The 23079-nt window shown below is 63.6% G+C and carries 24 protein-coding genes; 10 read left to right on the forward strand and 14 right to left on the reverse strand.

Annotation, left to right across the window (positions count from 1 at the left end; all coding sequences use genetic code 11):
* Nucleotides 1-64: 64 nt before the first annotated feature.
* From ABID37_RS15370 to ABID37_RS15380, 3 genes are read left to right on the forward strand one after another with little or no spacing between them, the layout of a single operon-like run.
* Nucleotides 65-2344, forward strand: a complete 2280-nt coding sequence (locus tag ABID37_RS15370) for a TonB-dependent siderophore receptor (protein WP_354196266.1) — start codon at nt 65-67, stop codon at nt 2342-2344.
* A complete protein-coding gene (locus ABID37_RS15375; protein WP_354196268.1) occupies nt 2338-3525 on the forward strand; it encodes an ABC transporter substrate-binding protein in 1188 nt (395 codons plus the stop codon). The genes ABID37_RS15370 and ABID37_RS15375 overlap by 7 nt, the downstream gene beginning before the upstream one ends.
* Nucleotides 3522-4592 (forward strand): DUF2218 domain-containing protein, encoded by a 1071-nt coding sequence (locus tag ABID37_RS15380; RefSeq protein ID WP_354196270.1) that lies wholly within the window; start codon nt 3522-3524, stop codon nt 4590-4592. Before ABID37_RS15375 ends, ABID37_RS15380 begins: the two co-directional genes overlap by 4 nt.
* Before the next feature lie 32 nt (nt 4593-4624).
* On the opposite strand, the gene ABID37_RS15385 is transcribed toward ABID37_RS15380, so the two are convergent.
* From ABID37_RS15385 to ABID37_RS15405, 5 genes are read right to left on the reverse strand one after another with little or no spacing between them, the layout of a single operon-like run.
* Entirely contained in the window at nt 4625-5605 is a 981-nt protein-coding gene (locus tag ABID37_RS15385; RefSeq protein ID WP_354196272.1) for a branched-chain amino acid ABC transporter permease, read from the reverse strand.
* A gap of 2 nt (nt 5606-5607) precedes the next feature.
* Nucleotides 5608-6495, reverse strand: a complete 888-nt coding sequence (locus ABID37_RS15390) for a branched-chain amino acid ABC transporter permease (RefSeq protein WP_354196274.1) — start codon at nt 6493-6495, stop codon at nt 5608-5610.
* A gap of 7 nt (nt 6496-6502) precedes the next feature.
* Entirely contained in the window at nt 6503-7210 is a 708-nt protein-coding gene (locus tag ABID37_RS15395) for an ABC transporter ATP-binding protein (protein WP_354196276.1), read from the reverse strand.
* A complete protein-coding gene (locus ABID37_RS15400; protein WP_354196278.1) occupies nt 7203-7988 on the reverse strand; it encodes an ABC transporter ATP-binding protein in 786 nt (261 codons plus the stop codon). Before ABID37_RS15400 ends, ABID37_RS15395 begins: the two co-directional genes overlap by 8 nt.
* A gap of 14 nt (nt 7989-8002) precedes the next feature.
* Nucleotides 8003-9211 (reverse strand): ABC transporter substrate-binding protein, encoded by a 1209-nt coding sequence (locus ABID37_RS15405; RefSeq protein WP_354196280.1) that lies wholly within the window; start codon nt 9209-9211, stop codon nt 8003-8005.
* Nucleotides 9212-9552: 341 nt separating this feature from the next.
* Here ABID37_RS15405 and ABID37_RS15410 point away from each other — a divergent pair, with 341 nt between their 5' ends.
* Nucleotides 9553-9714, forward strand: a complete 162-nt coding sequence (locus tag ABID37_RS15410) for a hypothetical protein (protein WP_354196282.1) — start codon at nt 9553-9555, stop codon at nt 9712-9714.
* A 59-nt stretch (nt 9715-9773) separates the two neighbouring features.
* Here ABID37_RS15410 and ABID37_RS15415 read toward each other — a convergent pair whose 3' ends face one another.
* From ABID37_RS15415 to ABID37_RS15440, 6 genes are all read right to left on the reverse strand, one after another.
* Nucleotides 9774-9965 (reverse strand): hypothetical protein, encoded by a 192-nt coding sequence (locus ABID37_RS15415; RefSeq protein WP_354196284.1) that lies wholly within the window; start codon nt 9963-9965, stop codon nt 9774-9776.
* Nucleotides 9966-10076: 111 nt separating this feature from the next.
* Nucleotides 10077-10313, reverse strand: a complete 237-nt coding sequence (locus ABID37_RS15420; protein ID WP_354196286.1) for a WGR domain-containing protein — start codon at nt 10311-10313, stop codon at nt 10077-10079.
* A gap of 129 nt (nt 10314-10442) precedes the next feature.
* Nucleotides 10443-11318 (reverse strand): carboxylating nicotinate-nucleotide diphosphorylase, encoded by an 876-nt coding sequence (gene nadC / locus ABID37_RS15425; protein ID WP_354196288.1) that lies wholly within the window; start codon nt 11316-11318, stop codon nt 10443-10445.
* Between the two features lie 2 nt (nt 11319-11320).
* Complete coding sequence (locus ABID37_RS15430; protein ID WP_354196290.1) at nt 11321-12877, reverse strand: L-aspartate oxidase; 1557 nt, start codon at nt 12875-12877, stop codon at nt 11321-11323.
* Complete coding sequence (gene nadA, locus ABID37_RS15435; protein WP_354196292.1) at nt 12874-13851, reverse strand: quinolinate synthase NadA; 978 nt, start codon at nt 13849-13851, stop codon at nt 12874-12876. The genes ABID37_RS15430 and nadA overlap by 4 nt, the downstream gene beginning before the upstream one ends.
* A 64-nt stretch (nt 13852-13915) precedes the next feature.
* Nucleotides 13916-14884 (reverse strand): NUDIX hydrolase, encoded by a 969-nt coding sequence (locus ABID37_RS15440; RefSeq protein ID WP_354196294.1) that lies wholly within the window; start codon nt 14882-14884, stop codon nt 13916-13918.
* A 388-nt stretch (nt 14885-15272) separates the two neighbouring features.
* On the opposite strand from ABID37_RS15440, the gene repA reads away from it, so the two are divergent.
* The 6 genes from repA (at nt 15273) to ABID37_RS15470 (ending at nt 20239) form a co-directional block, all read left to right on the forward strand.
* A complete protein-coding gene (gene repA / locus ABID37_RS15445) occupies nt 15273-16475 on the forward strand; it encodes a plasmid partitioning protein RepA (protein WP_354196296.1) in 1203 nt (400 codons plus the stop codon).
* Complete coding sequence (gene repB, locus ABID37_RS15450; RefSeq protein WP_354196414.1) at nt 16472-17503, forward strand: plasmid partitioning protein RepB; 1032 nt, start codon at nt 16472-16474, stop codon at nt 17501-17503. Before repA ends, repB begins: the two co-directional genes overlap by 4 nt.
* Before the next feature lie 157 nt (nt 17504-17660).
* Entirely contained in the window at nt 17661-18866 is a 1206-nt protein-coding gene (repC, locus tag ABID37_RS15455; RefSeq protein WP_354196298.1) for a plasmid replication protein RepC, read from the forward strand.
* A 110-nt stretch (nt 18867-18976) separates the two neighbouring features.
* Nucleotides 18977-19210 (forward strand): AbrB/MazE/SpoVT family DNA-binding domain-containing protein, encoded by a 234-nt coding sequence (locus ABID37_RS15460; protein ID WP_354196300.1) that lies wholly within the window; start codon nt 18977-18979, stop codon nt 19208-19210.
* Nucleotides 19207-19611: a type II toxin-antitoxin system VapC family toxin gene (locus ABID37_RS15465; RefSeq protein ID WP_354196302.1), complete on the forward strand. Its 405-nt coding sequence runs from the start codon at nt 19207-19209 to the stop codon at nt 19609-19611. The genes ABID37_RS15460 and ABID37_RS15465 overlap by 4 nt, the downstream gene beginning before the upstream one ends.
* A gap of 436 nt (nt 19612-20047) precedes the next feature.
* Nucleotides 20048-20239 (forward strand): hypothetical protein, encoded by a 192-nt coding sequence (locus tag ABID37_RS15470; RefSeq protein ID WP_354196304.1) that lies wholly within the window; start codon nt 20048-20050, stop codon nt 20237-20239.
* A 325-nt stretch (nt 20240-20564) separates the two neighbouring features.
* On the opposite strand, the gene ABID37_RS15475 is transcribed toward ABID37_RS15470, so the two are convergent.
* The 3 genes from ABID37_RS15475 to ABID37_RS15485 all read right to left on the reverse strand — a co-directional run bounded on the left by ABID37_RS15475 (nt 20565) and on the right by ABID37_RS15485 (nt 23020).
* Nucleotides 20565-21716 (reverse strand): FAD-dependent monooxygenase, encoded by a 1152-nt coding sequence (locus tag ABID37_RS15475; RefSeq protein ID WP_354196306.1) that lies wholly within the window; start codon nt 21714-21716, stop codon nt 20565-20567.
* Between the two features lie 335 nt (nt 21717-22051).
* Nucleotides 22052-22267 carry an amino acid synthesis family protein gene (locus ABID37_RS15480; protein ID WP_354196416.1) on the reverse strand — a complete coding sequence of 72 codons (216 nt, stop codon included), beginning with the start codon at nt 22265-22267 and terminating at the stop codon, nt 22052-22054.
* Nucleotides 22268-22321: 54 nt separating this feature from the next.
* Nucleotides 22322-23020, reverse strand: a complete 699-nt coding sequence (locus tag ABID37_RS15485; RefSeq protein WP_354196308.1) for an IS6 family transposase — start codon at nt 23018-23020, stop codon at nt 22322-22324.
* Nucleotides 23021-23079: the final 59 nt, after the last annotated feature.

Consider the following 23079-nt stretch of genomic DNA (forward strand, 5'->3'; position numbering starts at 1 on the left):
TTTTAACTTGATATATGAAGTCAAGTTTATAGCAATCATCGCAGATACCGGAGCAGGGTCAACTATGCGCGACACAGGGGTTTCGCGGGTTTCGGGCATGGAACGCGCCGATTGGGCAAGCGGCGGCCGTGTCGCCTCATGGCGCCGCAGCGTGGCGGTCCTTCTTGCTTCGACTTTTATCTGCGGTGTTGCCGGGGTGCCGGCGCTTGCGCAGGAGGCTTCGGCCGACAGCCCCGTCGTCCTGGATACCGTCACGGTGGAGGGCGAGAGCCCGGTCGGCCCGGATCAGGGCATCGTGGCCAAGCGCAGCCGCGCCGCCTCCAAGACGGATACGTCGTTGCGCGAGACGCCGCAGGCAGTCAGCGTCGTCACCCGCGACCAGATGGATGTGCAGGGTGCCAATACGGTGGCCGAAGCGCTGCGCTATACGCCCGGCGTTCACCCCGACCCGAACGGGTATGACCTGCGTTATGACTGGCTCTATATCCGGGGCTTCAACAGCTACTCGATGATGTGGCTGGACGGCCTTGGCATGTTCGGCGATCCGAGCAACTACGCCACGCCGAGCATCAACTCCTATGCGCTGGAACGGGTCGAGGTCATCAAGGGGCCGGCTTCGGTCCTCTATGGCCGCACCGTTCCCGGCGGTCTCGTCAACATGGTGGGCAAGCGCCCGCAGACCACGGCGCATCGCGAGGCCAGCATCCAGACGAGCGGCTTCGGGGGTATTCAGGGCGCGGTCGACATGACCGGACCGCTGACCGAGGACGGCGACTGGAGCTATCGCTTCATCGGCCTTGCCAAGAACATGCACGGCCAGATCGATCACGAGCGCGACCGGCAGGTGATGTTGGCGCCAAGCCTCACCTGGAGCCCCGATACCGATACGTCGCTGACGCTCTACGGCTACTATCAGCACGATCGCCCGATCTTCAGCCCGCGCTTCTATCCCGCCGCAGGCACGCTGCTGCCCAATCCCGCCGGCGAGATTCCGCGGGACCTTTTCCTGGGCGAGCCGGATTCCGGCAGCTTCAAACGGGATTACTATCATCTCGGCTACGAGTTCGAGCACGCCTTCGACGACACCTGGACCGCGCGGCAGAACCTGCGCTACGGCCGTTCCGACCAGTATATGCATCTGGCGCTGGTCAATCCTGCTTTCGCCTTTGACGGTGCGCCGTCCGGCGAACTCAGCCGTGTCGCTGCCGTATCGGACGACCGGCTGACGAGCTTTTCGGTCGACAATCAGGCCGAGGCCCGCTTCCGCACCGGTGCCCTGGACCACACGGTTCTTTTCGGCCTGGACTATATGCACGGCGTGTCCGACACCAATTTCGGCAATTCGGCCTTCGGTGACCCGGTGCCGCCGCCGCTCGACTTCCGCGATCCCGTCTACGGTTATCCGGTGCCGATGCCCGCCTACCAGAATTCCGGCCTGCAGAAGCTCGACCAGACCGGCCTCTATGTGCAGGATCAGGTTCGTTACGACCGCTGGGTGGGAACGTTCGGCCTGCGCTACGATCTGTCGTCCATCGACAGCACGAATCGCATGAAGCCCGGCAACCCGACGGTCGCGACGAAGGACGAGGAACTGACCGGGCGCGTCGGCCTCGCCTATCTGTTCGACAACGGTCTCACGCCCTATGCCAGCTACTCGACCGCCTTCCTGCCCAATCTCGGCACGGACAAGGACGGCAACCCGTTCAAGGCGCAGACGGCGGAGCAGTTCGAGGTGGGTGTCAAATACGAGCCGGTGGACGCGCGTGGCATGATTGCCCTGTCGCTCTACCAGCTTACGCTGGAAAACGCCCTGATACCCGACCCGGATGATCCACGACCCACCCGTCCCACCAACTATGTGCAGGGCGGCAAGCAGCGTGTGCGCGGTGTGGAGATCGAGGGCCGCTACGAACTGACGCCGCAGCTCGACATCCTCGCCGCCTATGCCTATTCCGACTCGGAGGTGCTGACGACCAACAACCCGGTGTCGCTCGGCCGCGAAATGCTTCGCCTGCCGGAGCATCAGGGTATGCTGTGGGTCACCTACAGGCCGGATTTCGTGCCGGGGCTTTCCGTGGGAGCCGGCGTGCGCGCCATGTCGTCCTACCAGACCGACAGCACCTATCTGGACGAGTTGCGCATTCCCGCCCGCACGCTGGTGGACATTGGCGCCGAATATGATTTCGGGGCGCTGGACAAGGAATTCGAGGGCACCAAGCTCAGGGTCAATGTCACCAATCTGTTCGACAAGAAATATGTCACGCATTGCCTCAATAATACCGGCGGAAGCTGCAACTACGGTGCGGGACGCGCGATCACGGCCAATCTGAAATACACATGGTGACGTCTTTCATCCGGATGGCAGGAAAGGCCGGTCGCCTGTGGTGGGCCGGCCTGTTCCTGCTGTGCCTTGCCGCCGCCGTGGCGGGTGGCATGGGCACCGCACGCGCCGATATCGTCATGACCGACGCCGCCGGGCGCGAGGTGCGCCTCACTGCGCCCGCCCGCCGCATCGTCACCAACGAAAGCCTGCTGCTCCTGTCGCTGGGCCTGATCGATCCCGATCCGGTGGCGAGGCTGGCGGGGTGGGCCGCGCCGCGCCGTTTCGATGCCGGCATGTATGAGAGCTTCCGGCGGAAATTCCCGCAGATCGACGATGTGCCCATAGTCGGCTCCGTTACGCCGGCCAACGCGTCGGCGGAGGCGGTCCTGGGCGCCGGGCCCGACCTGTTCGTCGTCAGCATCTGGGATCAGGGATGGGACAGCACGGTCGAGCGGCTGGCGGCGGCCGGGGTGCCGACGCTTTTCCTGGACGGCCCGGCCAACGCCTCGCGCGGGCCCGGCGAAGCCACCGCCTTTTCCATGCGCCTGCTGGGACAGGCCATCGGCCGTGAGGCGGAAGCGTCCGGCTTCGCGGAGTTCGTTCTTTCCCGCTACGCCCATGTCGTCGAGCGGCTCGGCCAGGTTACGGACCGGCCGGACCTGCTGGTCGATGCCCATGCAGGGGTAAGCTGTTGCGCCACGCCGGGCGCGGACAACCGCCTGACCCAGCTCGTCGAGCTGGCCGGCGGCCACAGCATCGGCGCCGGGCTCGTCCCGGGCTATGACGGGCAACTCAGTCTCGAATATGTGCTCGAGACCGATCCCCGCGTCTATGTCGCCACGGGCGGGCCGCATCTCGCGCGCCAGGGCGGCCTTGTCGTCGGCGGGGGTATCAGTGACAAGGCCGCGCGCGAGTCGCTGCGCGGTGCAGTGGGGCGCAATCATCTCGACAGCCTCACGGCGGTGCGCGAAGGGCGCGCCTACGGTATTTCGCATCAGCTTTCCATCTCGGCGATCAGCGTGCTGATGCTGGAGTGCCTGGCGAAATGGCTGCATCCGGACCTGTTCGCCGACCTCGATCCTGCCGACACGCTGGCGCAAATCAACCGCAACTTCATGGCCGCGCCGCTCGAAGGCACATTCTGGGTCGGGCTGGAAGATGGTGCCGATGGACAGTTGCAAGGAAAGGAGCCGGGCCGATGAAGAGGTTCGTCGCCAGCGCGCTTGTGGAGCTTGAAGACGCCGAAGCCGTGCTCGATGCCTTGTGCGAGCACATGGTCGAGCACGGGGCACAGGTGGAGGCGGATACCGGCGGGCGCATCCTGAACTTTCGCGGCACCCGCGCGCGCTTCTCCCGCTCCGGCGGTTCGACGCAGGTCGACGCGGATGCGGCCAGTCTCGAGGATCTCTATTTCCTGCGCCTTACGGTGGCGTCGCATATCGTCGAGTTTGCGGGGCCGGGCATCCCTCCCATCGTCTGGCAGGGGGATGGCCAGGATCTGGTGCGTCCTCCCAATTTCCGCATATTGGAGGTTTTGGCGGTGCGCGATGTGACGCCGCATATGCGCCGCATCACCTTTACCGGCTCGGATATCGCCCGCTTCGATACGCTTGGCGATCTGCATCTCAATGTGCTGTGCCAGCATGCAGGCCGCAGCGAACCGCAATGGCCGACGGTGGGTCCCGACGGGCTGATCCGGTGGGAGGACGAGGCCAGCCGCCCCCAGTTCCGCAAATATACGGTCAGGTCGATCGACAAGGTTGCGGGGACGCTCGACATCGATTTCGTGCTGCATGCCGATGCCGGGCCGGGTTCCGCACTGGCGGAACGGGTGCAGCCGGGCGAACGGGTGGGGGTGATCGGCCCCGGCGGCGGCGGCCTGCGGCCGGCCGGGTGGTATCTCCTTGCCGGTGACGAAACGGCGCTGCCGGCCATCGGGCGCATGCTCGAACATCTGCCGCAGGATGCGCGGGGCAAGGCCCTGATCGAGGTTGCGGACGAAGCGGAAAAGCAGGCGCTACGGCACCCGCCGCAAATCGAGGTGGAGTGGTTGCTGCGCGACGGGGCGGCCGCCGGCACCACGACGCTGCTTGCCGATGCGGTGCGAGCCGTGCCCTTCCCGCAAGATGGGGCCTCGCCCTATGTCTGGGCTGGATGCGAATTCGAGGCCTTCCGCTCGATCCGTGCCTATCTGCGCAAGGAGCGCGGCCTCGGCAAGGACGAGCATCTGGTCGTCTCCTACTGGCGCCGCGAAGCCCCCGGCACCTGAGGGCCGCGGATGCTCCGGCCGGCCTTCGCGGTTCAGCTCTCGCCCCCTCGTCTGCCGGCGGCCAGAAGCCGGGCATAGACCTCGCCGACGATGCCGCGGCGGAAGATCAGCACACAGACCATGAAGATCAGGCCGGTGGCGATGGTGACGGGGAAATCCGAGGTCGCCAGCGAGTTCTGCAGGCCGACGACCAGACCGGCGCCGATGATGGGGCCGACCATGGTGCCGATGCCGCCGAGCAGTGTCATCAGGATCACCTCGCCCGACATCTGCCAAGCCACGTCGGTCAGCGTCGCGAACTGGAAGACGATGGCCTTCAGCGCGCCGGCCAGTCCCGACAGCGCCGCCGACATGACGAAGGCCGCCAGCTTGTAGTTGGCCACGGTGTAGCCCAGCGAGGTGGCGCGGTTCTCGTTTTCGCGGATCGAGCGCAGGATCATGCCGAAGGGCGAGTTGACGATGCGCCAGATGGCGAACACGCCGAGCAGGAACACCGCCAGCACGAAATAGTAGACGTTGAGTGGCGTATGCAGGTTGACGAGGCCGAACAGCATGCCGCGCGGCACGCCCTGGATGCCGTCCTCGCCTCCGGTGAACGGCGCCTGCACGCAGAAGAAGAAGAACATCTGCGCCAGCGCCAGCGTGATCATAGCGAAATAGATGCCTTGTCGCCGTATGGCGAAGAACCCCATGACGAGGCCGAGCACGGCCGCACCGGCGACACCGACCAATATGCCGACCTCCGGCGGCAGGCCCCAGACCTTGACGGCATGGGCGGTGAAATAGGCCGCCCCCCCGAAGAAGGCGGCATGGCCGAAGGACAGCAGCCCGGTATAGCCGAGCAAAAGGTTGAAGGCGCAGGCGAACAGCGCGAAGCACAGCATCTTCATCATGAAGATCGGGTAGATGAAGAAGGGGGCCGCGATCAGCCCGGCTATGCCGACGGCGATCAGCAGCCATTCCAGCTTGCCCGAGGTCTTGGCGCGCGCTTCTCTGAGGGTCATCTCGGCCATGGTCAGGCGTCCTTTCCGAACAGGCCGGCCGGGCGAACCAGAAGCACGATGGCCATGATGACGAAGATCACGATGTTGGAGGCTTCCGGGTAGAAGACCTTGGTCAGGCCCTCGGCGAGCCCCAGCATGTAGCCGGTGACGATGGCGCCCATGATGGAACCCATGCCGCCCACGACCACCACCGCGAACACCACGATGATCAGGTTCGAGCCCATCAGCGGGCTGACTTGGTAGACCGGCGCGGCAAGGATGCCGGCCAGCCCGGCCAGCGCCGAGCCGAGCCCGTAGGTCAGCGTCAGGAGCAGCGGCACGTTGACGCCGAAGGCCTGCACCAGCCGCGGGTTCTCCGTCGCGGCGCGCAGATAGGCGCCGAGCCGCGTCTTCTCGATGGCGAACCATGTGCCGAGGCACACGGCCAGCGAGGCGATCACCACCCAGCCGCGGTAGTTGGGCAGGAACATGAAGCCGAGATTGGTGCCGCCGGCAAGCAGCGGTGGCACCGAATAGGGGTTGCCGGAAACGCCGTAGAGGTAGCGGAACACGCCCTCGATCACCAGGGCGAGCCCGAAGGTGAACAGCAGTCCGTAGAGAGGGTCGATGTTGTAGAGCCGGGACAGGGCCAGCCGCTCGATGACGATGCCGATGATGCCGACGATCGCCGGCGCGATGATCAATGCCGGCCAGTAGCCGATGCCGAAATGGACGAGCAGCAGGTAGCCGATGAAGGCGCCCAGCATGTATTGCGCGCCGTGGGCGAAATTGATGACGCGCAGCAGGCCGAAGATGATGGCGAGGCCGAGGCTCAGCATCGCATAGAAGGAGCCGTTGATGAGGCCGACCAGCAACTGGCCAAGGAACGCCTGAACGGGAATGCCGAATATGGTCGTCATGTCGCCCTCATACGCCCAGCACCTCGTGGAGCTGCTCCATCCGGCCGGACAGTTCGCCGACCGGGAAGCCGCCCACCACCTTGCCGTGCTCCATCAGGTAGAAGCGGTCGGCGATGCGGCTGGCGAAACGGAAATTCTGCTCGACCAGCAGGATGGTCATGCCGCGTTTCTTCAGCGTGGCGAGAAGATCGCCGATGCGCTGGACGATGACCGGCGCCAGCCCCTCGGTCGGCTCGTCGAGCAGCAGCATCTTCACGCCCGTGCGCAGCATGCGCGCGATGGCCAGCATCTGCTGCTCGCCGCCGGAGAGCTTGGTGCCCTGGCTGTTGCGGCGTTCCTTGAGGTTGGGGAACAGGTCGAAGATTTCCTCCACGCTCATGCCGCCGGGAGCCACCACCGGCGGCAGCAGCAGGTTCTCGTCCACGGTCAGCGTGGCGAAGATGCCGCGCTCTTCCGGCACATAGCCCAGGCCCGCATGCGCCGTCCGGTGCAGCGGCATGCGCATCAGGTCCTGGCCGGCGAAGGAAATTTCGCCGGTGCGCTTGCGGATCAGGCCCATGATGGCGCGCAAGGTGGTGGTCTTGCCGACGCCGTTGCGGCCAAGCAGCGTCACCGTCTCGCCCTCGAAGACCTCGAGATCGACGCCGTGCAGCGCATGGCTTTCGCCGTACCAGGCGTTGAGGCCACGAACCGACAGAAGCGGCGCCTCACTCATGTTCCGTCCCCATATAGGCGGTCCTGACCCGCTCGTCGCGGCTGACGCTGGTGTAGTCGCCGGCAGCGAGAATCTCGCCGCGTTGCAGCACGGTGATCCAGTCGCACAGGTCCGCCACCACGGCCAGATTGTGCTCGACCATCAGCACGGCGCGATCGCCGGCCACGGAGCGGATGATGCCGGAAACCATGCCGACGTCCTCGTGACCCATGCCGGCCATCGGCTCGTCCAGCAAAAGCACCTTGGGGTCGAGCGCCAGCGTGGTGGCGATCTCCAGCACGCGCTTGCGGCCATAGGAAAGATCGCCGGCCAGCTTGTGGCGCACGTCTTCCAGCCCGACCGCGGCCAGCAGTTCCTCCGCTCGCGGGGTCAGCCGGTCGAGCGCCGAAAGAGGCCGCCAGAACTGCACGGCAAGGCCGTTCGGGCGTTGCAGCGCCACGCGTACATTGTCGAGCACGCTGAGGAAGGGGAAGATGGCCGAAATCTGGAACGAGCGCACCAGCCCCATGCGCGCCACCTTCGCCGCCGGCATGTTGGTGATGTCCTGTCCCAGCAGCTCGATGGTGCCGGCGGTCGGTTGCAGGAACTTGGTCAGCAGGTTGAAGACGGTGGTCTTGCCGGCCCCGTTGGGGCCGATCAGGGCATGTATCTTGCCATGATGGATGTCGAGGTCGACATTGTTGACGGCAACGAAACCGGCAAAATCACGACGCAGGCCGCGGGCGCTCAGCACCACCCGCGGCTGCTCCGGGCCGGCTGTGGCAGCAGGAGCCGCCATGCCTGCCGCGACCGTCACTGGGTGACCAGCGGACAGCCGCTTTCGGCCGGCTTGATGTAGGCCTCGTCACCGGGGACCGTCGCCAGCACCTTGAAGTAGTCCCATTCCTTGGTGCTTTCGGCCGGCTTCTTGACTTCCATCAGATAGACATCGGAGACCAGCCGCCCGTTCGGCGTGACCTTGCCGCCACGCGCGAAAACGTCCTCGACCGGCATTTCGTGCATCAGCTTGGCCACGGCTTCCGTCTCGTCGGTGCCGGCCTTGTCGATGGCCTTGAGATATTGCAGCACGCCGGAATAGGTTCCGGCCTGGATCATGTTGGGCATGCGGCCGGTCTTGTCGAAATAGCGCTGGGCGAATTCACGCGATTCATCGTCGCGGTCCCAGTAGAAGCTTTCCGTCAGCGTCAGCCCCTGCGCGGCCTCAAGCCCGAGGCCGTGCACCTCGGCAAGGGTGAACAGAAGCGCCGCCATGCGCTGGCCGCCGGCGACGATGCCGAATTCCGCCGCCTGCTTGATGGCGTTGGCGGTGTCGAGCCCGGCATTGGCGAGGCCGACGACCTTGGCGCCGGACGCCTGCGCCTGCAGCAGGAAGGAGGAATAGTCGGTCGTGGCGAGCGGATGGCGCACCGCGCCGAGAACCTGCCCGCCCTGCGACTTGACGAAATTCGCGGTCTGCTCCTCCAGCGAATAGCCGAAGGCATAGTCCGCCGTCAGAAAGAACCAGGTGTCGCCGCCCTGCTTGACCAGCGCGCCGCCGGTGCCCACGGCCAGCGCGTGGGTGTCATAGGCCCAGTGGAAGCCGTAGGGCGAGCAGGCCTTGCCGGTCAGCTCGGTGGTGGCGGCGCCGGTGACCAGATCGATCTTCTTCTTTTCAGCCGAGATGCCCTGCACGGCCAGCGCCACGGAAGACGTCGTCAGTTCCATGATCGCGTCGACCTGTTCGGTGTCGTACCATTGCCGGGCGATGTTGGAGGCGATGTCAGGCTTGTTCTGATGGTCGGCGCTGATGATTTCGATCGGGGCGCCCTGCAGCGTGCCGCCGAAGTCCTCGACAGCCATCTTCGCGGCCTCGACCGACCATTTGCCGCCGAAATCGGCGTAGACGCCCGACTGATCGTTGAGAATGCCGATCTTGACCTTGCCGTCGGACAGTTCGGCCGCCGTTGCGGGAATCGCAGTGGCAGCCACCAGTGCCGCCGAAATCAGGGACAGAAGCTTCACGTAGTTACCTCCCATTTGGCCGCCTTCTCGAAGGGACGGCTGATCCATATGCCATGAACACTGGTCGCCTACGCTCGATGTGGTCGCGGCAGTCGCCTCCTCTCACATGCTCGACCGACGGAATCCGCGCCATGGCGGCCATGTCGTAAATGCTTGCGCGGGGATGCTAACACCGTTGTCGGTTCGGGAGAAAGCAGAGTTCGTCTAAGACGATAGTCGTATTGGGTACCGGCGGGCCAACGGCCGCCATATGAAACTTTTGGCGAACAAGCTTGATTTGCCGGTCCCCTGCGCCACCTTATATCAGCAAGATGATATATAATAACCGAAGATACGTTCCCGTGCAGGAAGCCGACGGAAGCTGGACGGCGTGGGATACCGTGACGGAAGCAATTGCCACCCTGGGCGGTCAGGTTCTCGACCATCGGCCGAGATACCGGATAGAAGCGGCCTGCGCCGTCCTCAATCGCATCGAAGCCCAGAACTCGGCCGGCACCGGCTAGCGGCGTGCCGAGCGCCGTTTTTTGCAGATGCGGCCTCATCACCGGCTGCTTGGGCGGGATCACCTGGCGTTGCGCGACTGCGACGGGAACTCGATGACCTTCGCAGCCGGCCGCGCGTGCTCCGCCGCCGCCACTGCCTCGATCAGGAGGTCCAGCGCTTCGCGTGCCTTGCGGCAGGTGTCGTCATTGCCGCCGAGATAGTGGTAGGCGCGTTCAAGATGCAGGCGGGCGGCCGATAGATCTCGTGTCAAACTGCTCTCCATCAATGCCCGCCTGTCCGTTCATCTCACGGGCATGCCAAAAGAGAGCAAAAATCCACCGCTGCCTTTGAATCAAATGCAACCGAACCGGTTCCCGGCGGGTCAGGAATAGCCGCGCTTGCGCTTTGCCCGCTCCAGCCGGGCAAATGCGGTATCGACCTGGCTCGAATCGTCGAAGGTCTCGACCATGACCTGGCCGCTGGTGCCGATCCGGCCCCAGTTGCGGACAAGCGAGGCGCCGCCGAAGAGAGTCGGCTGGATCGTCAGCATATAGAAGCGACGCATGTTCCGGTTCGTATCGATGCGTCGAAGGTGGAGGGCGTTCGTGTCGCTGGACATGGCCCAATCTCGCCCGGCTGCGGATCGGCGTCCAACGAGTTCCGTGAATCGGTTGCCCTGATCGATTCACCGCGCTGATGGATATGCCGCAACCCTGTCCTGTTGCGGCATGCCCCTCCCCGGCCCCTGTCACGCGGCCTGCTGGTGCCCTTGCGCGTCGCTATCCAGCCCGATGTCGAGGATCGGCGCACTGTGCGTCAGCCAGCCGATGGAGATGAGATCCACGCCGGTCGCGGCGACCGCCGGGGCGGTCCGGGGCGTCACCCGGCCGGAGGCTTCGGTGAGCGCGCGCCCGCCAACCATCGCCACCGCCTGTTTCAACTGCCCGACCGACATGTTGTCGAGCAGCACGGCATCGACGCCCTCGGCCAGCGCGACCTCGAGCTGCTCCAGCGAATCCACCTCGACCTCGATGCGCACCATATGGCCGGCGCCGGCGCGCGCCCTTGCGATGGCGGTGCGGATATCGCCGGCGATGGCGATGTGGTTGTCCTTGATGAGCACGGCGTCGTCGAGGCCGAAGCGGTGGTTGGCGCCGCCGCCGGCGCGCACCGCATATTTTTCCAGCGCGCGCAGGCCGGGCGTCGTCTTGCGCGTGCACACGATCTGTGCCTTGTGGCCGCGTACCGCCTGCACCACGGCAGAGGTGGCGGTGGCGATGCCGCTAAGATGGCACAGGAAATTCAGCGCCGTGCGTTCCGCGGTGAGCAGCGCGCGGGCAGGTCCATGAACGGTCGCAATGACATCGCCTGCCGCAACAATGCTGCCGTCCGGGCGCTCCCTGCGTATCTCCACGCGCGGATCGATGATCGTGAATGCGCTGGCGGCAACGTCGAGGCCGGCGATCGCGCCCTCCTGCCGCGCGGCCAGCACCATGGTCGCGACGACGTCGGCCGGTACGACCGCATCGGTGGTCAGATCGCCGGCGCGACCCAGATCCTCCAGCAAGGCGGCACGCACCAGCGGCTCGTAGAGAAGGCTTGGCAGGGTGGATAAAGATGTCATGGTCAGGCACTCCGGGCAAATGGCATGGCGGTGTCGGAAAGGGTTTCGGCTGCTGCGAGCGCATCGTCGAGCGTGAGCAGCGACGGGGTGGCCTTTTCGGCCTGCAAGGGGAAGTCGGCCCGATAATGGGCGCCACGGCTTTCCTCGCGCCGCAGGGCGGCGACGGCCATCATCAGCAAGACGACGGCGGGGTCGGAAGCAGGCCCGCCGCCGGTGGCGAGCGGTGCCAATGTGGCGATGGCCTCGTGCAAGGTTTCGCCGTCGCGCTCGATGCCGAGCGCTTGAGCGGCGCAGGACCGTACGAGGGAGGCATCCGGCGCCGGTGGCAGTGTGGCAGGGAACGGCCGCGTCCGAACGGCCGGGTCCGGCGCGGCGGCAGCGACGCTTTCCGCCACCCAGGCGGCAGACACGACCGCTTCGATCAACGAATTGCTGGCCAGCCGGTTGGCACCGTGCAGTCCGGTGCGGGCCACCTCGCCGCAGGCCCAAAGGCCGGACACGGAACTGCGGCCTTCCGCATCCACGGCGATGCCGCCCATGTGGTAGTGGACGGCGGGCCGCACGGGGATCGGCCGGGTTGCCGGGTCGATGCCGGCTTCGCGGCACAGTCGGTCAATGGTGGGGAAACGCGTGGCGAAGGATGCACCAAGGCTTTGCCTCGCATCGAGAAAGGTGCGGTGGCCGGCGGCACGGTGTCGCCATACGCCCCGCGCCACCACATCGCGCGGTGCAAGCTCTCTACCGGGTGTTGCAGCCAGGAAGCGATCTCCGTTCTCGTCGATCAGCAGAGCCCCCTCCCCTCGTACCGCCTCGCTGACCAGCGGCAGCGATCCGCCGGCGGCAAGGACCAGTGCGGTCGGATGGAACTGCACGAACTCGGGATCGGCGAGCACAGCGCCGGCACGGGCGGCGAGCGCCAGCCCCTGCCCGCAGGAGCCGAGCGGATTGGTGGTGTCCGGGAACAGGCCGCCGACGCCGCCGGTCGCCAGTACCACGCGGCTGGCCGAAAGCACTGCCGCGCCGGCCGGCCCGGCGGCAAGCAGGCCGGCAATGGCACCGTCCTCCACCAGCAGGCGACGCGCCTCCCAGCCTTCCAGCATGGTGATCGACGGCGTGGCGCGCACGGCCGCCGTGAGGGCCCGCACCAGTTCGCGTCCGGTGGCGTCGCCCGCCGCATGCACGATGCGGCGGCGCGAATGCGCCGCTTCCAGCCCCAGCCGCAGGGTGCCGTTGGGCGAGCGGTCGAAGGCGACGCCGAACCGTGCGAGTTTCTCGACCGCCAGCGGCGCGGCCTCGACCACACGGCGCACCGCGGTTTCATCGCAAAGGCCATCGCCGGCCGCGAGCGTATCGGCATGGTGCAGGTCGGGGCTGTCGTCGGCGTCGAGACTGGCGGCCAGCCCGCCCTGCGCCAGAATGCTGGAGGAGAAATCGCCTAACCACGCGCGTGACAGAAGCACCACCGGCTCCGGCGCCAGGAGCAGTGCCGTCATCAGCCCGGCCACGCCGCTGCCGACGACGACCGGCCGGCCGCGCAGATCGTGCGGTTCGACACTCATACTGCGAGCATCCGCTCCACCGCGCGGCGGGCGCGCTCCGCCACCAGCGGATCGATGGTCACCTCATGGCGGTTTTCCTCGAGGGCCTTGCGAATATTGGCGAGCGTGATGCGCTTCATATGCGGGCACAGGTTGCACGGGCGCACGAAATCCACATCGGGATGGTCGATGGCGACATTGTCGCTCATCGAGCATTCGGTCATCAGCACGACGCTGGCCGGCCGATGGCGGCCGACATAGTCCGACATTGCCGCAGTCGAGCCGGCAAAATCCGCCTCGGCCACCACCTCGGGCGGGCATTCGGGATGAGCAAGCACGGTGACGCCCGGATGGGCCTCGCGCAGCTCGCGAATGTCGGCCGGGGTGAAGCGCTCATGCACCTCGCAATGGCCTTTCCAGGGAATGATCTCGACATCGGTCTGGGCGGCGATGTTCTGGGCCAGATATTCGTCGGGAAGCATCATCACCCGGGGCACGCCAAGCGATTCCACCACCGCCAGGGCGTTGCCCGAGGTGCAGCAGATGTCGGATTCGGCCTTCACCGCCGCAGAGGTGTTGACATAGGTGACGACCGGCACGCCCGGATAGCGACGGCGCATCAGCCGCACGTCCTCGGCGGTGATGGAATCGGCCAGCGAGCAGCCGGCGCCGAAATCGGGGATGAGCACGGTCTTGCCCGGATTGAGCAGCTTGGCCGTCTCGGCCATGAAATGCACGCCGGCCAGCACGATGACCTCGGCATCCACCTCCATCGCCTTGCGGGCCAGCGCCAGGCTGTCGCCGACGATATCGGCGACGCAGTGGAAGATTTCCGGGGTCTGGTAGTTGTGGGCCAGAATGACGGCGTCGCGTTCGCGCTTGAGCTTCAGGATCGCGTCGATGTCCTGGGAAAACACCGGCCATTCGATCGGCGGGATTACCCGCTGCACGCGGTCGTAGAGGGACGCGGCGGTCGGCAGCGGCATGGCGGTCATCGGCATCTCCATTATGCTCCAGATGAGTATAATGGAGATATGCTTACTTGGAGCATAAGAGATGTCAAGAGCGCGTGAGCGGTAATTTCGTGCCAGCGGCGGCCCGCTCGGCCTGCACGGCGTGACGGAAGCGGAACAGCTTGGCCGGCCTGCCGCCCGTGTCGGAGGTCGTCTCGCCGGTTTCCTCGACCAGTTCCTGCTGCTCGATGAGGCGGCGGAAATTCTGCTTGTGCACCAGCCGGCCGGCCAGCGCCTCGACCGTGCGCTGGAGCTGGAGCAGGGTGAAGGTGGGCGGCATCAATTCGAAGACGACGGGGCGGTATTTGATCTTGGAGCGCAGCCGGGCAATCCCGGTGGCGAGGATGCGGCGATGATCCAGCGCCATCGCCCTGCCCGGCATTAATTGGCCGGAAGCTGGCCCCTGCCCCCGCTGCGCCTCCTCCACCAGCCCCGCTTCATAGAGCAGTTCGTAGCGCTGGAGGACGAGTTCCTCGTTCCACGGCCGGTCACCGAAACCGAAGGCGACGGCGATTCGCTGCCGCCGTTCAGCACCTGCCCCCTCAAGTTTCGCGCTTGCCGCCCATCGGTGCAGCGCCGGTTCCAGCAAGTCGGTAACCAGCGGCGGAGCGCCGGCGCGATGGTCTTCCCACGGGAAATAGTCGTACCAGCTTCGCCAGCGGCGCGACGAACTGCCGGGACCCTGCTCGTCGCGGGTGAGCGCCAGATAGCTGATGGAAATGACGCGCTGCTGCGGTTCGTCGCCGATACGGTCGCGATCGGCGAAGGTGTAGAGTTGCTCGATATAGCCGAGCGGATGCCTCGTCTGGTGTTCGACCCATGTCCTGAGACCGGATTGCAGGGAACGGTGGCCGAGTTCGAACGGCCCCGAAGGCAGCGTGTCGGCCTCGCCGATGGTCAGCGCGCAGGGCTCGTATCCGTTTACCGCGACAACCACCGCGATCAGATCCACATGGACATCGTGGGCTCTGCCGGCTTCCGTCGGGTTGCTGTTTCTGGCTGCCTTTTCCTGCATGTCGTTCGGGGCTTCGGCCGTCCTCTCAAGCTCTTGGCAACAGATGCTGCGAGATTGGTTAGGCGCCAGCGTGGCCTGTGTGGGCATCGAGGTCAATGTGGGCAGGTGAAAGCCCTGTGGGTTGTCGCGCGCGCTGGGGTTTGAAGCAGATGAGAGGCACACATGCGGATGAGCCGCTCGCTAGGATTCGGGCAACATGCCATCGACAGGATGAAGAGCGGCTGGTGATTCGGCGAAAGTTGACTGCAGTCAACTGGCTGGATTCCTGAGGATAGCGAGCCCGTTAACTTTTCGTTAAGACTAAACTCCTTGCTGCATCGAAAGAATCAGCGCTAGATGCACTTTGATCGCTGGAATGGCGTTTTAAGCGCATGTGCGGAATTTTTCGATGAATTTGAAAGCTGACATCCCGGACGAGATCGAGGAGGTCGACCTGCTGGTGACGCAGCAGGCGAACGACCTGTCCGCCATGCTTCATGAGCACCGGCTGGCGATGTTTCCTCCGAATGCGCAAAAGACCTTGCGCCCGTTCCAGCTTTCCGAAGTGGCCTACTATCTCGGGGTTACCAGCGGCTATCTGAAGAACCTTTCGCTCGAGGGCAAGGGACCGCAGCCCATGGTCACACCGTCGGGCCGTCGTTCCTATACGGCGGAGCAGATGGTGGCGATGCGCCACTTCCTCGATAAGCACAGCCGCACGGCCCGCTATGTTCCGCACCGCAAGGAGGGCGAGCACCTCCAGATCGTGGCTGTGGTCAATTTCAAGGGCGGTTCGGCCAAGACCACGACCGCTGCCCATCTGGCGCAGCACCTGGCCCTCACCGGTCACCGCGTGCTGGCCATCGACCTCGACCCGCAGGCGTCGCTTTCGGCACTGCACGGCTTCCAGCCCGAAATCGATCACAACGAGTCGCTTTACGAGGCCCTGCGCTATGATGACCAGCGCAAGCCTCTGTCCGCCCTGGTCAAGAAGACAAATTTTCCCGGGCTCGATGTCATTCCGGCAAATCTCGAGTTGCAGGAATATGAGTATGACACCCCGCTCGCGCTGTCGCGCGATGACGGTTCCATGGGGCGCATCTTCTTCGGCCGGCTGGACGAGGCGCTGGCGGACGTCGCCGACGATTACGACGTCGTGGTCATCGATTGCCCGCCGCAACTCGGCTACCTGACCCTGACCGCCTTGTCGTCCTCGACCGGGGTCCTGATCACCGTCCATCCCCAGATGCTCGACGTCATGTCGATGTGCCAGTTCCTCATCATGATGGGGGAGGTGATGGGCACGCTGAAACGGGCTGGCGCCAATATGCGGCTCGACTGGCTGCGCTATCTGGTGACCCGTTATGAGCCGACCGATGGACCGCAAAGCCAGATGGTGGCCTTCATGCGGGCGATCTTCAAGCAGCATGTGCTCGTGAGTGAGATGCTGAAGTCCACGGCCGTCTCGGATGCGGGGATCACCAAGCAGACGCTGTACGAGGTCGAGCGCGCCCAGTTCACCAGGGCCACCTATGACAGGGCGATGGAGTCCCTCCACCGCGTCAACGGTGAGGTCACCGAACTCATCCACAAGGCATGGGGTCGTCGCTGATGTCGAGAAAGAACCTTTTGTCATCCCTCACGGAACGGAAGTTGACCGCAGTCAACTCCGCCCCCGCCGACGGGATTTCACCCTCCCCGGCGCTGGAGAGAAATCGCAGTCGCGGGGCCTTCGGCGCCATCACCCGCTCGATCGATGAACTGGCCGAGAAGGCGCAGGCGGCCCGCGACATCGAGGCCCGGCTTCTCGAAGGGGCTGCCATCATCGATCTTGATCCGGACCTGATCGACGCCTCCTTCGTCGCCGACCGCATGGGCGATGACGAAGCGGCCTTCAATGAACTGCTGGAGGCCATCCGGGAACACGGTCAGGGCTCGCCAATCCTCGTGCGGCCCCATCCCGGCAGCGAAGGCCGCTACATGATCGTCTTCGGCCACCGGCGCCACCGCGTGGCCAAAGCCTTGGGTCGCAAGGTGAGGGCGGTCGTCAAGGAGATGGAAGACCAGGATCATGTGATCGCCCAGGGTCAGGAGAATTCCGCCAGGGCCGATCTCTCCTTCATCGAGAAGGCGGTCTTCGCCAGCAATCTCGAGGGCAAGGGCTATGACCGCGACGTGATCATGCAGGCTCTGTCGGTCGACAAGACGGTGGTTTCCAAGATGATCTCGGTGGTCGGCGACATTCCGGCCGAGATGCTGGAAGCCATCGGACCCGCTAGAAGCAGCGGGCGGGATCGCTGGTACAAGCTGGCCATTGCATGCCGGGATGGTGACGCACGCCGCCGAGCAGGGGAACTGGTGGCGACGCCAGACTTCCGTTCCTCCGACAGCGACCAGAGGCTCGTTTTTCTCGTCAACCATCTTGAGGAGGCCAAGCGGGGAGCAAAGCCCGTGCGCCAAAGGAAGGCGGCTGCGGCCTGGGCTCCGGCTGACAGATCGGTTGCCGTTGTCGCCAAGCCCGGCCCCAAGGGCTTTTCCCTCGACCTTACGGAAAAGGAAGCCAAGCCCTTCGGTCAATGGATTTCAAGGAATCTGGACAGCCTCTACGAGGCGTTCAGGCAGTCGAAACAGGAGAACTGAACCAGCAAAAGAAAAAGGCCCCCAGGCGACTTGCGTCGTGGAAGCCCTTCTCGATGTTTAGCAGCTAGAGAATCGCATTTCCACGAATCACTGTCAAGAGTCGTAACCGTCGTTCTGGCGGACAGGTTTCTTTTGCCTGATCGGAAGGTGAAAGAAAATGCAGACGCATATTGCAACGACGCCCTTCGGGCGGCGGCCGATGTCGCTTGCCATGTTTGCAGCACAAAAAAAAGCTGCCGATATCCCCGAAGGCAAGGTGGCGGACAAGTGGCAGGTCTACCGGGATCTCTGTGAGGGGAAGTCAGTCGTCGGCGTCAGCGATCGGTCGCTGGCGATCCTGGCAGCGCTTCTGTCGTTCTATCCGGATAGTGACCTGTCGGAGGAAAACGGCCTGGTCGTATTCCCTTCGAACAAGCAGCTTGCACTGCGCGCCCACGGCATGTCGGATACGACCCTGCGGCGCCATCTGGCAGCGCTGGTGGAGTGCGGTCTGATCATCCGGCGGGACTCTCCAAACGGCAAGCGCTACGCCAGGAAGAGCAGGGCAGGGGGCCTTGAAGAGGCATTCGGCTTCTCTCTTGCACCCATGCTGGCGCGCGCCGACGAATTCGCCCGGGCCGCCGAAAGCGTGCGCGCCGAAATCGAGGCCCTCAAGCGGCTGCGGGAAAGGATCACGCTGCTGCGCCGTGACATCGGCAAACTGATCGAAGTGGCTCTCGAAGAGGCCATGCCGGGGGACTGGGGCGGTCTGTGGAGGCGCTACAGGACGGTGGTCGAGGCCATTCCGCGTCGCGCAGTCATAATCGATCTTGCACCAATTGCGAACGAGCTGGCTGCAATCCGGGAAGAGATCGATATGTTGCTGGATTCGCATATGAAAACCCAGAATCCGGCTGGCATTGAATCCCATACTGGGCGGCAGCAATCTAATTCAAACACTAACTCTCCTATTGAATTTGAACCTGCTTCCGAAAAAAGCATGGGCAAGGTCGAGCCAACCGGACGAACAGCCGTACCACCGAATGCCTATCCGCTCGGGCTCGTGCTCAAGGCCTGCCCGGAAATCCTCGACTACGCGATCGACGGCATCGCCAACTGGCGCGATTTCATGGCGACCGCGGCCCAGGTCCGGGGTTATCTTGGAATTTCCCCCTCCGCCTATGCCGATGCGCTCGAAATCATGGGGCAGGAGACCGCCTCCATCGTCATTGCCTGTATTCTGGGGCGGGCACAGGAGATCAATTCCGCTGGCGGCTATCTGCGAGCGCTGACAGAAAAGGCCGGGGTAGGCGAGTTTACCGTCGGCCCGATGCTGATGGCCGCTCTGCGGGCAAATGCGGAGCCTGTCAGAAGGGCAGGGTAGGGGATGCCAAAAGAGGAACTTGTTGCGTCTCCCCGCAGGCTTTTAGTTGAAATTCTACAGCCTAGGTAATACCTTCTGAAAAACAGTCATTACCTCGTGAGGCGATCATTATGGCAACCACGGTCACAGCAAAGGGGCAGGTGACTATCCCCAAGCCGGTTCGCGACCTTCTTGGCATCGAACCGGGCAGCAAGGTCGATTTCCGGCGCGCGGCCGATGGCAGTGTGGTGATCGCACGGGCCGACGGAAAGGCGCCGAAAAACCGGTTCGCCCGCCTGCGGGGCCATGCGGGGGTGGGCCTGAACACCGATGCGATCATGGCGTTGACGCGCGGTGAAAAGTGACGCTGGTCGACACCAATGTGCTGCTCGATCTGGTCACCGACGATGAGCGCTGGGCGGACTGGTCAATCGCGCAACTCGAGGCCGCGAGCCTGCGCGGGCCGCTTCTGATCAACGACGTCGTCTATTCCGAGCTTTCGGTGCGCTATGAGCGTATCGAGGATCTGGAGGATTTCATCGAGGCAGCTGAGCTTGAGCTGGTCCAGATGCCGCGCCCGGCGCTGTTTCTGGCCGGCAAGGTGTTTGCCCGCTACCGCCGTTCTGGCGGAGCGCGCACCGGTGTGTTGCCCGATTTCTTCATCGGCGCCCATGCGGCTGTCTCCGGCATGCGGCTTCTGACGCGCGACACCGGCCGCTATCGCAGCTATTTTTCCGGGCTGACTCTGATCACGCCCGAAGGGTGAAATAAGCGGCCTCATCCGGGCTGCGGCTTGGGCTTGCCAAGCCCTCTTCGGACTTAAAGCTCCAAAGCCGATCTTTCAGCGATACGACCCGGACTGGTTTGCCGTTCACCAACTGCATCCAAGGTTGGCGATCGCGTTGAGATACCCTGAGATGAAGGCCGAAAAAGAGAAGGTTCCGGGATGACAATGGGCGGGCGGCCGGCCGATCGCCGCGACGCGGGCCAGACCGGCGAGCTTTCGGGTGGTCCGTGAGGGCGCGCAGACCGATGCCGGGCAGGGATTTCGACCCTTTGCGCCGCGACAGCGCCGGTTTCGGCCCGATGACCGTCAACGACCGATAAGGCAACATTATCGGACATGAGAGGTACGGGACGGGGTGTGCGGTTTTAGACGGTAGTTCTGGCACAAAACGCGCACCCGATCTATGCTCCGCCGCATGGATTCGCACGCCCTGGCCTCTTCATCCTCCCCCGTGCTCCCCGCCGCCCTTCCCGGCTGGGCCGTGCCGCGCGGCGGTGCGGCGTTCGCCGCCGGCGTCGCTTTGAAATCGCTCGACGATCTCGTTCGCGCCGCGCCGGCCTGGGCCATTCGCCACGGACACGAAGACTGGATCGGAGATTCCTTCTAAGGCTCCGCATGACGACCGCAGATCAGTCATTGATGATCCCGCAGTCGGCCATATGACGCGTTTAGGCCTGAATCTGGAAACGGTTTTCCGCTCCGCCATCAGTGGCGGCATTTGTGAAACGTCGTGAAATCAGCAACCTCACAATTGGATTTACTGGTCAGCGGTTCGGGTCCCAGGGCAACGCCCCGGCTAAGGATGCTGTAGCCATGTATATCTTGGTGCGAGTTGCAGACCGCGACAGCTCAAATGTGGCTGCTTCGGACCTCAAGTTCGTCGTTCCAGGGCGGTCATGGCAAATCGGCTTTATGACAGGCCCGATCAATATTCATATGTATCGAGAATGCGGTCGGCCACTCCTATGCGCTTGTCGGCATTTCGGATGAGTTCGTCTTTGGCGACTAGCAAGTTCAGCGGCGGAGCCAACCGCCTGTTCCATCGACAGCCAGTCGTTCGCGAAAATATAGACAAAGGCATTGCGGTCGTAGCGTGTCTTTCCATAGGCCGTTATAAGGTCGTCGATCGTTCCGTGCTCGCCCAACAGATATCGGGCGAGAACAAAGCCGTCCTCGGCGGCCATGGCCGCTCCGGCGGTCAAGTGAGGAGGCACCACATGCGCCGCGTCACCTCCCATGGTGACACGCCCCCTGTGCCAGGGATAGGGAACGATGAAGGGCTCCAGCGCGCCGTAGACGATGGGGCTTTCCCGGTTGAGGTCGTTGGCAATGTCCGCCACATAACCACCGAATTGCAAGAGCCTCTCCTGCAGCAGGACATGCATGTCCTCGCGCGCGAAAATCTCGCCAGGGTTCTCGGGCCGGATGTTGAAAAGGTACATCTTGTCGCGGGAAATCGGGATTGCCCCGGCCTTTCCGCGGATGCCCTGCATGAACTCCATTCCGGTAACGCAGGACGGCCGGTCTACCTGCAGGCGCCATGCGCCTATGCCGGAAGGACGGGGGCCGAACATATCCCCGACGATGAATTGACGTACGGTGGAGCGAATACCGTCGAAGCCCGCCACCGCGTCAAACTCGCCATTGCTTCCGTCGCTGAATCCGATCGATACGCCAAGAGGACCGCTGAAGTCGGTCACCTCTATTCCAAATCGGAAACTTACGCCGAGAAAGACGGCGCGCTTGTAGAGAATCGAATGAAGGCTTGCTCTTGGCAAGGCACAGAATGCAGGAAACCCGGCTCCGCCCATAAGGAAGCGGTGCTCGACGATCGGCGTCCTCTCCTGATCGAAAATCGTCATGTGATCGTATGAAAACCCTGTATCGAGGATTTCTTCGAGGACGCCGAATTCGCGATAGATGCGGAGAGCGCAAGCGGGCTGACCAAGTCCCACGCCCGGTACATTGAAGTCCGGGCGCTTTTCTATCAGTTCGACTTCAACACCCTTGATCGCCAGCGAGATCGCAGCGCTCAACCCGCCTACGCCGCCACCGACAACGAGTACCTTGCCAATCCTGGGCATCAATTGTCTCCCTTGCAGTTCGATCCATGTTGTCAAATCAGCCAGCGGCTTTGAAAATCCCGATATGCTCGACACCGATCCCTAAGCGGGATCGGAGACGGCCCAGTCGGAAGTGGGGTCGGCTGCCGGCGCCGTTGGGCCGCTCTGTAACGAGCAGCGCAATTGCTCTTTATTTTTCGATGCCTGACCCTGAACGGAAAGGGCATCGTGCTTTGCGTGCATCGCGGTTTGCCGTGACGAGTCAGCCTTACGACCAGACGCTGCGAGAAGCTTTCTCGGCGGCGCATGACGCGTATCCGGACCAGGCCGTGACTCAATGTCGATACGGAAGCAGTTCAACTGGATACTTTTCTTTCCATGACTTCCTCGTGCGTCAGGCCGCCAACGCGCGCGTTCAGTCGCTTGCCCGAAGAGGCGCAGAATATGATTGCAATCTCGTCTGATTGGGGCCCGCCGGGAACACTGACCGTCATCCCGTCATAATGAGAACGCACATAGACGTCGTATATGTGATTCATCGGAATATCGATCTTGTCGCCAGGGCAGGCCAGCTTTTTTGTCGCAAACTCTGACTTTGGTCGTTGAGAGCCGCAGTCCGTGCGCGATCAGGCGGCCAGAATTTCGAACTGCTCGGCGATTGACGGGCAGGGATTGTAGGCAAACCTCGCCTGTCGTTTGCGCATCATGTGAACCATTTCGATCACAGACAGGATCGTTGCTGCGCTGGCGATTGACTTGAAGCCGAGCATAGGTTGGATCCGACTCTTGACGCGGCGGTGATCCTGCTCGATGCGGTTGTTCAGATATTGGCTTTGCCGGATGCGGATTGGCTTCAACAATCGTCGTGATCGATGTCGCAGTCGGCTTTCGCCATCGCAGGCAATGATTGCTTCCCGGTTCGTCTGGCTGCCGTCGATGACAATACGATCGGGTCGACCATGACGTTGCAAAGCCTTGCGCAGAAAGCGTTTTGCAGCCGATAGGTCGCGGTGCTCGCTGAAGAAGAACTCGACCGTATCGCCGACGCTGTCGATGGCCCGGTAGAGATACATCCATCGACCACGGACCTTGATGTAGGTCTCGTCTATATGCCATTTGCCGGTGACTGGACGCTTGCGTCGGTTGAAGCGTTCCAGCAGCTGAGGTGAGAAATGCACGACCCAACGATGCACAGTGGAGTGGTCGACACTTAAGCCTCGCTCGGCCATCATTTCTTCCAGATCGCGCAGGCTCAGATTGTAGGCCAGATACCAACGAACGCAGAGCAGGATCACTGATCGGTCGAAATGGCGACCTCTGAACATGGAAAGCTCTCCCTGAAACGTAACTTTCTCATGCCAGAGACAGATTGCCATTCAGTTTG

Source organism: Aquamicrobium terrae, assembly GCF_040545735.1.
GTDB lineage: Bacteria > Pseudomonadota > Alphaproteobacteria > Rhizobiales > Rhizobiaceae > Mesorhizobium > Mesorhizobium terrae_A.